This window comes from Uliginosibacterium sp. TH139 (assembly GCF_002855595.1).
Taxonomy (GTDB): Bacteria; Pseudomonadota; Gammaproteobacteria; order Burkholderiales; family Rhodocyclaceae; genus Uliginosibacterium; species Uliginosibacterium aquaticum.
The window spans coordinates 244,899-258,077 of the sequence record NZ_PKRR01000002.1 but is presented as its reverse complement, the minus strand read 5'-3'; the positions used below and the strand labels follow the sequence as shown (position 1 = coordinate 258,077).

General features: G+C 61.1%; 13 protein-coding genes. 7 read left to right on the top strand and 6 right to left on the bottom strand.

Translation table 11 applies throughout. The features are described from left to right. Positions 1-58 precede the first annotated feature (58 nt). The 4 genes from thrC to C0V76_RS04810 are packed head-to-tail and all read right to left on the bottom strand — an operon-like array spanning position 59 to position 4,609. The gene (gene thrC / locus C0V76_RS04825; protein ID WP_101941242.1) at positions 59-1,489 is read right to left on the bottom strand and encodes a threonine synthase; all 1,431 of its coding nucleotides are present in this window, start codon (positions 1,487-1,489) and stop codon (positions 59-61) included. Positions 1,490-1,536: 47 nt separating this feature from the next. After that, positions 1,537-2,847, bottom strand: a complete 1,311-nt coding sequence (locus C0V76_RS04820; RefSeq protein WP_101941241.1) for a homoserine dehydrogenase — start codon at positions 2,845-2,847, stop codon at positions 1,537-1,539. Further along, positions 2,844-3,302, bottom strand: coding sequence for an N-acetyltransferase (locus tag C0V76_RS04815; RefSeq protein ID WP_101941240.1), 459 nt, complete (start codon positions 3,300-3,302; stop codon positions 2,844-2,846). Before C0V76_RS04815 ends, C0V76_RS04820 begins: the two co-directional genes overlap by 4 nt. A gap of 5 nt (positions 3,303-3,307) precedes the next feature. Next, positions 3,308-4,609: a pyridoxal phosphate-dependent aminotransferase gene (locus C0V76_RS04810; protein WP_101941239.1), complete on the bottom strand. Its 1,302-nt coding sequence runs from the start codon at positions 4,607-4,609 to the stop codon at positions 3,308-3,310. A 125-nt stretch (positions 4,610-4,734) separates the two neighbouring features. On the opposite strand from C0V76_RS04810, the gene C0V76_RS04805 reads away from it, so the two are divergent. The 4 genes from C0V76_RS04805 to C0V76_RS04790 all read left to right on the top strand — a co-directional run bounded on the left by C0V76_RS04805 (position 4,735) and on the right by C0V76_RS04790 (position 7,824). Beyond that, on the top strand, positions 4,735-5,112 hold the full coding sequence (locus C0V76_RS04805) for an Mth938-like domain-containing protein (protein WP_101941238.1): 378 nt from the start codon (positions 4,735-4,737) through the stop codon (positions 5,110-5,112). A gap of 109 nt (positions 5,113-5,221) precedes the next feature. Then, positions 5,222-5,674, top strand: a complete 453-nt coding sequence (locus tag C0V76_RS04800) for a peroxiredoxin (protein WP_101941669.1) — start codon at positions 5,222-5,224, stop codon at positions 5,672-5,674. A gap of 58 nt (positions 5,675-5,732) precedes the next feature. After that, complete coding sequence (locus C0V76_RS04795) at positions 5,733-7,154, top strand: PhoH family protein (RefSeq protein ID WP_101941237.1); 1,422 nt, start codon at positions 5,733-5,735, stop codon at positions 7,152-7,154. Positions 7,155-7,284: 130 nt separating this feature from the next. Next, positions 7,285-7,824 (top strand): C40 family peptidase, encoded by a 540-nt coding sequence (locus C0V76_RS04790; protein ID WP_101941236.1) that lies wholly within the window; start codon positions 7,285-7,287, stop codon positions 7,822-7,824. 51 nt (positions 7,825-7,875) lie between these two features. Here the strand turns inward: C0V76_RS04790 and C0V76_RS04785 are convergent, their stop codons facing one another. Together C0V76_RS04785 and C0V76_RS04780 are read right to left on the bottom strand one after the other, a co-directional pair. Further along, positions 7,876-9,309, bottom strand: coding sequence for an ExeA family protein (locus C0V76_RS04785; protein WP_101941235.1), 1,434 nt, complete (start codon positions 9,307-9,309; stop codon positions 7,876-7,878). 5 nt (positions 9,310-9,314) lie between these two features. After that, entirely contained in the window at positions 9,315-10,790 is a 1,476-nt protein-coding gene (locus C0V76_RS04780; protein ID WP_101941234.1) for a sigma-54 dependent transcriptional regulator, read from the bottom strand. A gap of 290 nt (positions 10,791-11,080) precedes the next feature. Here C0V76_RS04780 and C0V76_RS04775 point away from each other — a divergent pair, with 290 nt between their 5' ends. From C0V76_RS04775 to mlaD, 3 genes are read left to right on the top strand one after another with little or no spacing between them, the layout of a single operon-like run. After that, positions 11,081-11,902: an ABC transporter ATP-binding protein gene (locus tag C0V76_RS04775; RefSeq protein ID WP_101941233.1), complete on the top strand. Its 822-nt coding sequence runs from the start codon at positions 11,081-11,083 to the stop codon at positions 11,900-11,902. A 7-nt stretch (positions 11,903-11,909) separates the two neighbouring features. Continuing rightward, the gene (mlaE, locus tag C0V76_RS04770) at positions 11,910-12,686 is read left to right on the top strand and encodes a lipid asymmetry maintenance ABC transporter permease subunit MlaE (protein WP_217423258.1); all 777 of its coding nucleotides are present in this window, start codon (positions 11,910-11,912) and stop codon (positions 12,684-12,686) included. A gap of 5 nt (positions 12,687-12,691) precedes the next feature. Continuing rightward, positions 12,692-13,168, top strand: coding sequence for an outer membrane lipid asymmetry maintenance protein MlaD (mlaD, locus tag C0V76_RS04765; protein WP_101941231.1), 477 nt, complete (start codon positions 12,692-12,694; stop codon positions 13,166-13,168). Positions 13,169-13,179: the final 11 nt, after the last annotated feature.

The following is a 13,179-nucleotide window of genomic DNA, read 5'->3' as shown; positions in this document are numbered from 1 at the left end:
TCGGGGACCACAAAAAAGGGCCGCCACAGCGACCCTTCGTGACAGGTGCCGGTAACGCTCAGCGCGTGTGCTGCACTACGAAGTCTTTAACCGTCTGCACATCAACAGGCATTTCTTCCACGCGCTGCGGCAGGGCTTCGATGTTCTGCATGCTGGCGGGACGCCAGGGTTTCTCGCCCAAGGCTTCGATGATGGTCTCTTCGAATTTCGCGGGCAGTGCGGTTTCCAGCACGATGGTCGGGATGTCTGCATCGCGATGCTCCAGCGCCACCTTGATGCCGTCGGCCGTGTGGGTGTCGATCATCAGGCCGTAATCCTTGTACACGCGGCGGATCGTGGCGAGGCGGTCGGCATGGCTGCTGGCGCCGGAGACGAAACCGAACTCTTCCATGCGTGCCCAGTAAGGCGTGGCGGAGAGGTCGAAGTAGCCGCCGGAGTCGACGGCCTTCCACAGCTCGGCCACCACCTTCGGGTCGCGGCCGACCAGATCGAAGACGAAGCGCTCGAAGTTCGAGGCTTTGGAGATATCCATCGACGGGCTGCTCGTGACCTTCACGTCTGCAGTCTTGCGCGGCTTGTAGGCGCCGGTGCGGAAGAACTCGTCGAGCACATTGTTTTCGTTGGTGGCGAGGATTAGCTTGCGGATCGGCAGGCCCATCATGCGTGCGATGTGGCCGGCACAGATGTTGCCGAAGTTGCCCGAGGGCACCGCGAAATTAACTTCGTGATCGTTGCTGGTGGTGGCGGCCAGATAGCCCTTGAAGTAGTAAATGATCTGCGCGGCGACGCGGCCCCAGTTGATCGAATTCACCGCGCCGATCTTGTACTTTGCTTTGAAATCGAGATCGTTGGAAACGGCTTTGACGATGTCCTGCGCGTCGTCGAACATCCCGCGCACGGCGAGGTTGAAGATGTTCGCGTCCTGCAGCGAATACATCTGGGCGCGCTGGAAGGCGCTCATGTTCTCGCGTGGCGAGAGCATGAAAACGCGCACCCCCTTCTTGCCACGCATCGCGTACTCGGCCGCCGAGCCGGTGTCGCCCGAGGTCGCTCCGAGGATGTTGATCTCCTCACCGCGCTTGGCCAGCACGTACTCGAACAGATTACCCAGGAGCTGCATCGCCATGTCCTTGAAGGCGAGCGTCGGGCCGTTTGAGAGCTCCTGCAGGTAGAGGTTGGTCTCCAGCTTGCGCAGCGGCGTGATCTGCTTGGCGTCCGAATCCGGGCGGCCGTTGCAGTAGACCTGCTCCGTGTAGGTCTTGGCGGTCAGCGCGCGCAGGTCTTCGGCCGGAATGTCGGTGGCGAACTTCGACAGGATCGTGAAGGCCAGCTCCGCGTAGCTCATTCCACGCATGGCGCTGAGCTCGGCGTCGGTGATCTGCGGATATTCGGCCGGCAGCGACAGGCCGCCGTCCTGCATCAGGCCGCCGAGCAGAATGTCGGAGAAGCCGAGTTGCGGCGACTGGCCGCGGGTGGAGAGGTATTGCATGGTTGCAGGATTCCCGTGCCCGGGCGCCTTGGCGCCCGGCTGTGAGCTTAGTTGAGTTCTTCCAGACGGATCTTGGTGACCTTGCCGACGACAGTGGCGAGATCTTCAATGCGCGCAATCGCTGCATTGACTTGACCTTCAACAGCGACATGGGTCAGCAGGATGATGTCGGTCTGTGATTCGCCTTCGCCCGGTTCCTTCTGCAGCATGGCGTCGATGGAGATCTTGCCGTCTGCGAGGATGCGGGTGATGTCGGCGAGCACGCCGGTCTTGTCCTCTACCCGCATGCGCAGGTAGTAGGCGGTCTGGACTTCTTCGATCGGCAGGATGGGCAGGTCGACCAGCTGGTCGGCCTGGAAGGCTAGTGCCGGCACGCGGTGCTCGACGCTGGCGGTAGCCAGGCGGGTGACATCCACGAGGTCTGCGATCACCGCTGAGGCGGTCGGCTCTGCGCCGGCGCCTTTGCCGTAGTACAGCGTGGCGCCCACGGCGTCGGCCTGCACCAGCACGGCGTTCATCGCGCCTTCCACGTTGGCGATCAGGCGCTTGGTGGGGATCAGGGTCGGATGCACGCGCAGTTCGATACCGGCGTCGCGGCGGCGTGCAATGCCCAGCAACTTGATGCGGTAACCGAGCTGTTCGGCATACTTGATGTCGGTGGCTTCGAGTTTGGTGATGCCTTCGATATAGGCCTTGTCAAACTGCACCGGGATGCCGAAAGCCATGGCGGACATCAACGTGATCTTGTGCGCAGCGTCCACGCCTTCGATGTCGAAGGTCGGATCGGCTTCGGCGTAGCCGAGGGCTTGCGCCTCTTTGAGCACGTCGGCAAAGGGCAGGCCCTTGTCGCGCATCTCGGACAGGATGAAATTGGTGGTGCCATTGATGATGCCGGCGATCCATTCGATGCGGTTGGCCGAGAGGCCTTCGCGCAGCGCCTTGATGATCGGGATGCCACCGGCGACGGCGGCTTCGAAGGCCACGGTCACGCCCTTGGCTTGCGCGGCGGCGAAGATTTCCTTGCCATGTACAGCGAGCAGGGCCTTGTTGGCGGTGACGACGTGTTTGCCGTTCTCGATGGCGGCAAGGACCAGATCTTTAGCGATGGTGTAGCCGCCGATCAGCTCGACGACGATATCGATTTCAGAGTCGCGGACCAATTCGAAGGCGTCGGCCGTGACACGCGCGGCACCGCCGGTGACTTTTGCAGCGAGCTCCGTGTTGCGGTCAGCCACGGCGGTGATGCGGATTGGGCGGCCGGCGCGACGGGTGATTTCCTCCGTGTTACGGGAGAGGACAGTCCAGGTGCCGCCGCCTACGGTGCCAATGCCCAGCAGGCCTACATTCATCGGTTTCATACGCGCTGTTTCTTGAAGTTGAACGAGGTGATTACGAAGCCTTCGCGAAAATAGAAGCGGTGCGCTTGCTGGCGCTGCGTGCCGGAGTCCAGCACCAGCGCCTCGGCGCCGCGCTGCTGCGCTTCCATTTCAAGCTGGGCAATGAGGGATTTTCCCACGCCTTGAGAGCGTAGTGCTGCATCGGTGACCAGATCATCGATGTAAAACTTGATGCCGTCGAAGGTGTTCTCGTGCCAGCGCCATACCGCCAGGCCGCAAACGGCTTCGCCACGTGTGGCTAGGGTCATGCGTGCTCCGCCGGCAAATACGCGCCGCATCTTGGCGGCGTAATCAGCAGGCAGGGCCGGGCGCAGTTGACGATGGACGGCTTCCGCGCGGGCGAGCCAGGCCGGCTCGGCCACTTCCCCGGCGTCGTTGCAGACATTCACGAGAGAGAGTGGCGCGTGCCCGCTCATGTGTGTCAGCGCCCGTGACGCTTGCGATAGCCGTCGAGGAAGCGGGCAATGCGAGCCATCACTTCGGTCAGGTCGTCCGAGTTCGGCAGGAACACCACACGGATCCGATCCGGCGTTGCCCAGTTGAAACCGGTACCCTGCACCATCAGCACGCGTTCGGCTTCGAGCATTTCGAGCACGAACTGCTGGTCGTCCACAATCGGGTACATCTTCGGGTCAAAGCGCGGGAACATGTACAGCGCGCCCTTGGGCTTGACCACGGAAATGCCGGGCATGGCACTGAGTGCCTCGTAAGCGATGTCGCGCTGGCGCGTGAGGCGGCCCGTGGGTTTGACCAGATCGTTGATCGATTGGTAGCCGCCCAGTGCGGTCTGGATGCCGAACTGGGCTGGCACGTTGGCGCACAGGCGCATCGTGGCGAGGATGTTCAGGCCTTCGATATAGTCGGCAGCGTTGCGCTTGTCGCCGGAAACGATCATCCAGCCGGCGCGGTAACCGCAGGCGCGATAGTTCTTGGAGAGGCCGTTGAAGGTGAGGAACAGCACGTCATCGGCCAGTGAGGCCATCGAGGTGTGCGTCACGCCGTCGTAGAGCACCTTGTCGTAGATCTCGTCGGAGCAGACGATCAGGTTGTGCTGACGGGCGAGTTCAATGATTTCGCGCAGCACATCGTCCGGATAGACGGCGCCGGTCGGGTTGTTAGGGTTGATGACGACGATGGCTTTGGTGCGCTTGGTGATCTTGGCCTTGATGTCGTCAATTGCGGGCAGCCAGCCGTTGTCTGGATCGCACAGGTAATGGCGGGCCTTGCCGCCGGAGAGATTCACGGCGGCGGTCCACAGCGGGTAATCCGGTGCCGGCACCAGCACTTCATCGTCGTTGTTCAGGAGTGCCTGCATGGCCATCACGATCAGTTCGGAGGCGCCATTGCCGATGTAGATGTCGTCGACATGCACATTGGCAATCTTTTTCTCCTGCGTGTAATGCATGATCGCCTTGCGTGCCGGGAAGATCCCCTTGGAGTCAACATAGCCCGCCGCATTGCCCATGTTGCGGATCATGTCCTGGGTGATTTCCTCGGGTGCTTCGAAGCCGAAAGCCGCCGGATTGCCGGTGTTCAGCTTGATAATGCGATGGCCTTCTTCCTCCATCTGGCGCGCGCGCTCCAGTACCGGGCCACGGATTTCATAGCAGACGTTGGCGAGCTTGTCGGACTTGGCGATTGAGCGGGCCACGGCACGGGCGGCGGCTTCCGAAGCCCCGGGGGTTTCGTTGGTCGCGACGTGCAGGGTGTGGCCGTGTTTCATGATCGGAGCTCCGGTAGGCGGGGCAACTGCCCCTTGAACCCTCTATGATAGCGAATCCCTGCCAATCCCCGAAGGGGCGCGGCCCGCCGGAATGGCCCGGTATTCCTGCCGATACACTTGTTCCCATGAAGCTTAATCGCGAAGCCGCCAGCGGCATCTTTCTTGTCGACGCCCACGACCCTCAATCCATTACCGTGCAGGGCGTAGCCTGGTCGCACAGCCTGTTGATCACGCCCGATGGGGTGCAGGCCTGGCCCGTTGCCGGTTTCGCTGCGTTGGATGCCGCGAGCCTGGCTGCAGCCTGTGCGCTGCAGCCCGCTGTACTGCTGATCGGCACCGGAGTGCGTCAGCGCTTCCCCGCGCCGGCCGTGTTGCGCCCGCTGATTGAGGCGCGTATCGGTTTTGAAATCATGGATACCGGGGCGGCCTGCCGCACCTACAACCTGCTCGCCAGCGAGGGGCGGCGAGTGGCCGCAGCCTTGATCCTGGAAGTCGCCGCCTGAGTAATCAAGGGCTTGCGAAGCAGGCCGGCCGGGCTGTTGCGAGGGGCTGAAAATGCCGATACGCTGCACCTGAATGCTCGATTTCCTCATCAGCGGAGCACATAAAAACATGAGTCTGTCTGCCCCCGATATCAGCCTGCCGGCAACCGGCGGAGCGTCTGTATCACTGGCCGCCCTGGCCGGCCAAAAGATCGTTGTGTATTTCTACCCCAAGGACAACACGCCTGGCTGCACCACCGAAGGCATCGACTTCGCACGTCTGCATGCCGAGTTCGCAGCAGTCGGTGCGGCGGTGTTCGGTGTTTCGCGCGACAGCGTGAAGTCCCACGATGGCTTCAAGTGCAAGTTCGAGTTCCCGTTCGAGCTGCTCTCGGATGCAGACGAAAAGCTCTGCGAAGCCTTTGGCGTGATCAAGATGAAGAATATGTATGGCAAGCAGGTGCGCGGTATCGAGCGCAGCACCTTCGTATTCGACGCGGCAGGCCAACTGGCGCGTGAATGGCGTGGCGTGAAGGTGGATGGCCACGTGCAGGAAGTTCTGGAGTTCGTTCGCTCTCTTTAAGCGTTGTTAGGCGGCTCGCCGCCCGCTGGACCCCTCCCTTCTACTCTCGAAAGCAGACATGGCCACCCGTAAAAAAGCAGTTACGCCGCCAACCACCAAGCTGTTTGTTCTCGACACCAATGTGCTGATGCACGATCCGACCAGTCTTTACCGCTTCGAGGAGCACGATGTTTTCGTGCCGATGATGACCCTCGAGGAGCTGGACAATAACAAGAAGGGCATGTCCGAAGTCTCGCGCAACGCGCGCCAGGCCAGCCGGACCATGGATGAGGTGGTCACGACCTGTGAGCATCACATCGAGCAGGGCATCCCGTTACAGGAGCCCTCGCGGGGCCAGGCTTCCGGGCGCCTTTACCTGCAGACCGAGGCGATCGACTCCACGTTGCCCGCCTCGGTGCCGACTGCCAAGGCGGATAACCAGATTCTCGCGGTGGTCATGTACCTCACCGAGAAGCGCAAGGATCGCCATGTGATCCTGGTGTCCAAAGACATCAATATGCGCATCAAGGCCCGTGCGCTGGGGCTGGAGGCGCAGGATTATTTCAACGACAAGGTGCTGGAGGATACGGATCTCCTCTACACCGGTATGCGCGAGTTGCCGCCGGATTTCTGGGAAACACACGGTAAGGACATGTCTTCCTGGAAGGAAGCCGGGCGGACCTATTACAAGATCCGTGGCCCACTCTGCGCTGAACTGGTCATCAACGAACTGGTTTTTCAGGAAGGCGAAAAGCCGTTGTACGCCATCGTGAAGCAGAAGGATGGCCCAGTCGTGGTGCTGGAGTCGTTGATTGACTTCACCCACCAGAAAAACAACGTCTGGGGCATCGTGGCGCGTAATCGTGAGCAGAACTTCGCCTTGAACCTGCTGATGAACCCGGAGGTCGATTTTGTTTCGCTGCTCGGCCAGGCCGGCACCGGCAAGACCCTGCTGACGCTCGCGTCAGCCCTGACTCAGGTGCTTGAAACCAAGCGCTACGCCGAAATCATCATGACCCGGGTGACCGTGCCGGTCGGTGAAGACATCGGCTTCCTGCCCGGTACCGAGGAAGAGAAGATGGCGCCGTGGATGGGGGCGTTGGAAGATAACCTCGAAGTGCTTAACGGCAGCCCGGATGATGGTGGTTATGGTGGTGAGTGGGGGCGGCAAACCACGCGCGACCTGATTCGTACCCGGATCAAGGTGAAGTCGCTCAACTTCATGCGCGGGCGCACCTTCCTGAACAAATTCCTGATCATCGATGAGGCGCAGAACCTGACCTCAAAGCAGATGAAGACCCTGATCACGCGTGCGGGCCCTGGTACCAAGGTTGTCTGCTTGGGCAATATTGCGCAGATCGACACACCCTACCTGACCGAAGGTAGTTCAGGCCTGACCTACGTGGTAGATCGTTTCAAGGGCTGGGAACACAGCGGTCACATTACCTTGCAGCGTGGCGAGCGCTCGCGTTTGGCCGATTACGCGGCTGAAACCCTCTGAAACCGGCGTATGCGGGCCGCCGCTTTGTTTTTGAGCAAAGCGGCGGCTTTGTTTTACGGCGCGGATTTCCCTGTCAGCGGAAATCCGTCACGGTTTACAGTCTCTTTCTGCTGAGGTTATAGTCCAGTCCATGCGAAACCTGCCCAAACGTCTTGTCGTGTTGTCCCTGCTGCTGGTCACTGCCGTGGCCAGTGCACAGGAGGCCGCGCCTGCTGCCCAGGGCGAGCAAGGTGCTGTTGGCAGCCTGATCGACAAGGGTTTTGGTTATCTGGGCATTAAATATCGCTTGGGAGGCACTGGTCCCGAAGTGGGTGGTTTTGATTGCAGCGGCTTGGTGCGCAAGGTGTTTGGTGATGCGCTGGGCCTCAATCTGCCCCGGACGGCGGCTGAAATGGCCCGCATTGGCGACAAGGTTGGCGCTCAGGATCTCAAGCCGGGCGATCTGGTGTTTTTCAACACCATGCGCCGCGCGTTTTCGCACGTTGGCATCTACGTGGGGGATAACAAGTTCCTCCACTCTCCGTCGAAAGGTGGCGTGGTGCGCGTCGAGGAGATCGACAGCAGTTACTGGATGAAGCGCTTCAATGGTGCGCGCCGTCTGGTGCCTGAAGCCCAGGCCGCTCCGCTGGCCCCGCCGCCCTTGCTGGCTGCTCCGCCTCTGGAGCGTTGATTCCCACCCCGTTTTGTATAAAGGCCATCCTTGAGATGGCCTTTATGTTTTTCAGCGTAGGGACTTGAAGGGGCGGACGAAAGCTCCACCGGCACGGATCCAGCCCGGCAGGTTGGCGAGAGCGTTCTGGGCTGCGGTGGCATCAGGGTAGCTGCCGTAGATCACCCCGATGGTCTGGCGTGGATCGTTCTTGACGACGTAGAGGCGTAGTTCGCTCACGTCGATGGTTTTGGTTGCGGCCGGAATGAAGTTCTCCAGCGTGGAGGCATTGGAGGCCGGGATCGAGCGCAGCTGGATGAACCACTGTTTGTCACTGATCTGTTGCATGTCGGCACGTGAGGCCTGCAGGCGCTCGCGGGCGAGCACACCAAGCTGTTCCGGAATCGGGGCGAAGCGTTCTGTGGCAGTGTTTGAGTCGCTGTTTGACGGAGTATTCGTGATGGGCGCCACCGCTGGGGTGGAACGGGCGGTGAGCGCTGCAGTGGCAGTCTTGGCTGGCGGGCTCGTCGTGCTGGCTGCGCTGCTGTCCGTGGAGTGCGTGCTTGCCGGTGTTGAGGCGCTTGCTTCTGGTGTAGTGGTCGGGCTGCCTGGCATGCGTTGCTGCCACAGGTAGCCGGCGCCTGCCAGGGCGATCAGCAGCAGGGCTATCAGGCCGATCTGGCTAATGCGTTGCCAAGGAATGGGGGCATGGTAGTCCGCGTCGCGCAAGGCGGCTTCGGCGTGGTGTTGGTTCAGGGTGTGGGTGTTGTCGGCGAAGGCCGCCAGCAGGGTTTTGTCGGCGAGAATGTTGATGCGCCGGGTGAGGCCTCGCGAGGCATGTACGATCAGGTTAAGCACCTTGTCGCCGAAAAGCTCGGGGCCGCGGTAGCCCGCGGCACGCAGGCGGAAATCGAGGTAATCACGGGTTTGCTGCCGATCCAGTGGCTGCAGGCGAAAGCTCTGGGTGATGCGTTCGCGCAGAGAGCGCATGGGGCGTTCGGCCAGGATCGTATCCAGTTCGGGCTGGCCGAAGAGCACGATCTGCAGCAGTTTGCGCGTGCTGGTTTCGAGGTTCGAGAGTAGGCGGACCTGGTCCAGGGATTCGCGCGGCATGGCATGCGCTTCGTCGATGATGGCGAGTACGCGCCGGCCTTCGGCATATAGCGTGATCAGACGACGCTCGATCTGGCGCAGCAGGCTGTGGCCTTCTTGCGCTTCGACCTGCAGTTCGTGCGCCACAGTGGTGATCAGTTCGCTCGGGCTGAGGCTGGGGTTGGCGATGTAGATCACCAGCGTGTCGGTGGGCAGGCGGTCGATCAGCATGCGACACAGCATGGTCTTGCCGGTACCGACTTCGCCACTGACGCGGATAATGCCTTCATCGTTGCTGACTGCGAATAGCAGCGCTTCGAGTAGTGGTCCCCGCTGAGCGCCGGTGTAGAAGTGTTCGGTTTGCGGTGTGATCCGGAAAGGCGGGTGACTGAGTCCGAAGTGTTCGCGATACATGGCGGCTATCCCTGGCTGGAGAATTCGTTGGCCGGCGCTTGGCTGGCGTGGCGCGCGAGGGTATCGATGCGGCTGTAGAGGGTTGAGCGATTCAGGCCCAGCAGGCGTGCGGCCTGGCTCATGTTGCCGTGGGCCAGTTGCAGGGCTGCAGCAATCCAGTCGCTTTCCACGCGGCGCAGCTCTTCATCGAGAGATACGCAGCCACAAGCCTGCAGGCGGGCGAGCAGGGCGGCCTGTTCAGCTGGGGCTGCCATGACTGCTGGCGAGGGGCTGGCTGGCTGGCAGTCGGGGTCGGATTCGAACTCGGCTTCTAATTGGGCGGCGCTGACTGCGAGGCCAGCATGGCGGCTGAGCAGGCGCGCGACGATGTTGCGCAGCTCGCGTACATTGCCGGGGAAGTCGTAGCCAAGCCAGGCCGAGCGGGCGCTAGGCGTTAGCGAGCATGGCGGCACTTGCAACTGGTGGGCGTAATCCTGCACATAGTGCTCAAAGAGCGCTAGGCGATCTTCGCCGAGACTGCGCAAGGGCGGCATGACCAGGCGCAGTACGGAGAGCCGGTGGTAAAGATCCGCTCGGAAGCGGCTGGCACGTACCTCGCCACGCAGATCGCGATTGGTTGCGGCAACGATCCGGGCGCCAGTATGGCGGCGCTGGGTTTCGCCAAGACGCTGGTACTCGCCGGACTCAAGTACGCGTAAAAGCTTGGGTTGCAAGTCCAGCGGTAGCTCACCGATTTCGTCAAGAAACAATGTGCCTTCACGCGCCTCCTCGAAGCAGCCTGCTTGAGCGCCGACTGCACCGGTAAAGGCTCCGCGTGCATGGCCGAACAGGGTGGCTTCGATCAGGCCGGGCGAGATGGCTGCGCAGTTCAGGGCCACGAAGGGTTTGTCATGGTGGCGAGCCAGTTCGTGCAGGGCCCGTGCGGCGATTTCCTTGCCGGTGCCTGATTCGCCTTCGATCAAGACTGGAAATGGTGTGGTGGCGCTGCGTTGCAGCTCTGCGCGCACAATCTGCAACGCGGGGTGGGTACCCCGAATGCGCTGCAGGGCTAGCGGTTGCTGGCGTTCAGCCTCTTCTTGTCGGCGTAGCTGCAAAGCGCGTTGCAAGGCCTGACGTAACTGATCCGGGCTGGCGGGTTTTGCTATGAACTCCAGGGCGCCGAGGGTGCGGGCATGACGAGCGTGAGCCTCTTCGTCCTGTCCCGAGAGCACAATGATCTTGCACAGGGGGTCGCTGGCTAGAAGTTCGCCGATCAGTGCGAGGCCCTCATCTGCGCGGTGCGGGTGCGGGGGGAGCCCCAGATCAAGCAGAGCCAGCGCGGGAGGCCTGCCGGTGGCAAGGATTTGCTGTCGAGCGTCGCTGCGGTTTTCGGCGATGCACAGATCGAAATCGGTGGCCAGAATGTAAGCGAGCGAGCTGCGGATCAGCGGATCGTCATCAACGAGCAGCAGGCTTGGGCGCGGAGCAGTGGCTGCGGGCATGCAGTAGCGGCAATCTGGATGGTGAACAGGGGTGTGCCCAGTGTAGCGTATTCGATTGCCCTGACCGGCGGCGAGCTTGAGGATGGATGCTCTGAGGCCTGTCACCCTTGATCCCGTATTGGCGAGCTTTTGCAGATTTTGACTTACATACATCCACGGATGTATGTATATTAACTCCTCGTTTTCATATCGCGAGAAAGCGGATTCCTAGTCATGGGTGTGCGCTGCCGCGCAAACGTGGCGTGCTAAAATCCGCTTCCCCCGCTGAGCCCCCGACAGCAGCCGATACTTTGAACACACAGAGCAAAACTCCTTCTTTGGTTGAAGTGCGCGATCTGCGCTTTGGATATGGCGACCGTGACGTGCTGCAAGGCGTGAATCTGGTTGTGCCGCGTGGCAAGGTGGTGGCCATCATGGGCGGATCCGGCTGTGGCAAGACCACGCTGATGCGTCTGATCGGCGGGCAACTCAAGCCGCGCGGAGGTGAGCTCAATGTGTGTGGTCAGAGCGTGCCGGCGCTGGATCGAGAGGGGCTGTATGCCTTGCGCCGACGCATGAGCATGCTGTTCCAGTTTGGCGCCTTGTTTACCGACATGTCCGTGTTCGATAACGTGGCCTTTCCGATGCGCGAGCACACGGGGCTTTCGGAGCCAATCATCCGTGACCTGGTGCTGATGAAGCTGCATGCGGTGGGCTTGCGCGGTGCGGCGGACCTGATGCCCAGCGAGCTTTCGGGTGGCATGGCCAGGCGTGTAGCGCTGGCGCGGGCCATTGCACTGGACCCTGAGCTGATGATGTACGACGAGCCTTTCGCTGGGTTGGATCCGATTTCGCTGGGCGTGATCGGTCAGCTGATCCGCAAGCTCAATGATGCGCTGGGGGCGAGTTCGATAGTGGTGACCCACGATGTGCATGAGTCCCTGCAGATCGTCGATTACATCTACTTCCTGTCTGAAGGCAAGGTTGTGGCTGAAGGGACGCCGGATGAAATCCGCGCCTCTACCGATCCCTGGGTGCATCAGTTCGTGTGGGGTGAGGCAGATGGTCCGGTGCCCTTCCAGGTGGCGGCCGAGCCCTACGAAACTGCCTTGCTGGGGGTGAGCCGTGCTTGAGTCTGTGTTGTCTGTATTGCAGGGCATTGGTGCGCGCACCACGGCCGCTGTGTGGCACCTGGGTTTCGCCACTCGATTTTTCGTAGCAGTCTTGCTGGCTTCTGGAACGAGTTTCAGGCGTATCCATCTGACTCTGCGCGAGGTTTATTTTTCCGGCGTGCTGTCGCTGGTGATCATCATGGTGTCCGGCCTTTTTGTCGGCATGGTGCTCGGTTTACAGGGGTATGACACGCTGGCGCGCTACGGTTCGGAAGAGGCGCTGGGTGTGCTTGTAGCCTTGTCATTGGTGCGCGAACTGGGGCCGGTGGTTGCGGGCTTGTTGTTTGCCAGTCGTGCGGGCTCGGCGATTACGGCTGAAATTGGTCTGATGAAAGCCACCGAGCAGCTCGACGCGATGGACATGATGGCGGTGAACCCGATTGCGCGCGTGGTTGCTCCGCGATTCTGGGGCGGCGTGATCTCAATGCCTTTGCTGGCAGCACTGTTTTCGGCAATGGGAGTGCTGGGCGGCTACATTGTGGGGGTCGTGCTAATCGGCACGGATACCGGCAGTTTCTGGGGCCAAATGCAGGCCTCGGTTGATTTCAAGCGTGACATCCTGAACGGCGTGGTGAAAAGCGTGGTGTTTGGGGTGGCGGTGTCCTGGGTGGCGGTGTTCGAGGGCTATGACTCGGATGCCACGGCAGAGGGCGTTTCGCGCGCAACCACGCGTACCGTGGTGACCTCCTCGCTGGCCATCCTCGGGCTGGATTTCATTTTGACCTCTCTTATGTTCAGGGGCTGACGGATATGAAGCGCACTACCATCGACATTTGGGTGGGTATTTTTGTGGTGATCGGGTTTGGCGCCTTGCTGTTTCTGGCAATGCGGGTAGGTAACCTGGGCGGCAGCAAGCTGCGCGATCCCTACGAGCTGCAAGCCAAGTTCGACAATATCGGCGGCCTCAAGGTCCGTGCTCCGGTTAAGAGTGCCGGGGTAGTGGTTGGCCGGGTGGAGAAGATCGTGCTCGATTCACAGACCTATCAGGCCAACGTGACCATGCAGATGGATGCGCGCTACGCCTTCCCGCAGGACACTTTCGCGACGATCAATACCTCCGGCCTGCTGGGTGAGCAGTACATCGGCCTCGAGCCAGGCGGTGATGAAAAGACGCTGGCTGCTGGCGAAGTGATCAAGAAAACCCAGTCTGCTGTCGTGCTGGAAAAACTGATCAGTCAGTTCATGTTCAGTACGGCCGAAGGCTCTTCCGTCAAAGCCGGTAACTGAGGTCTGCTGAA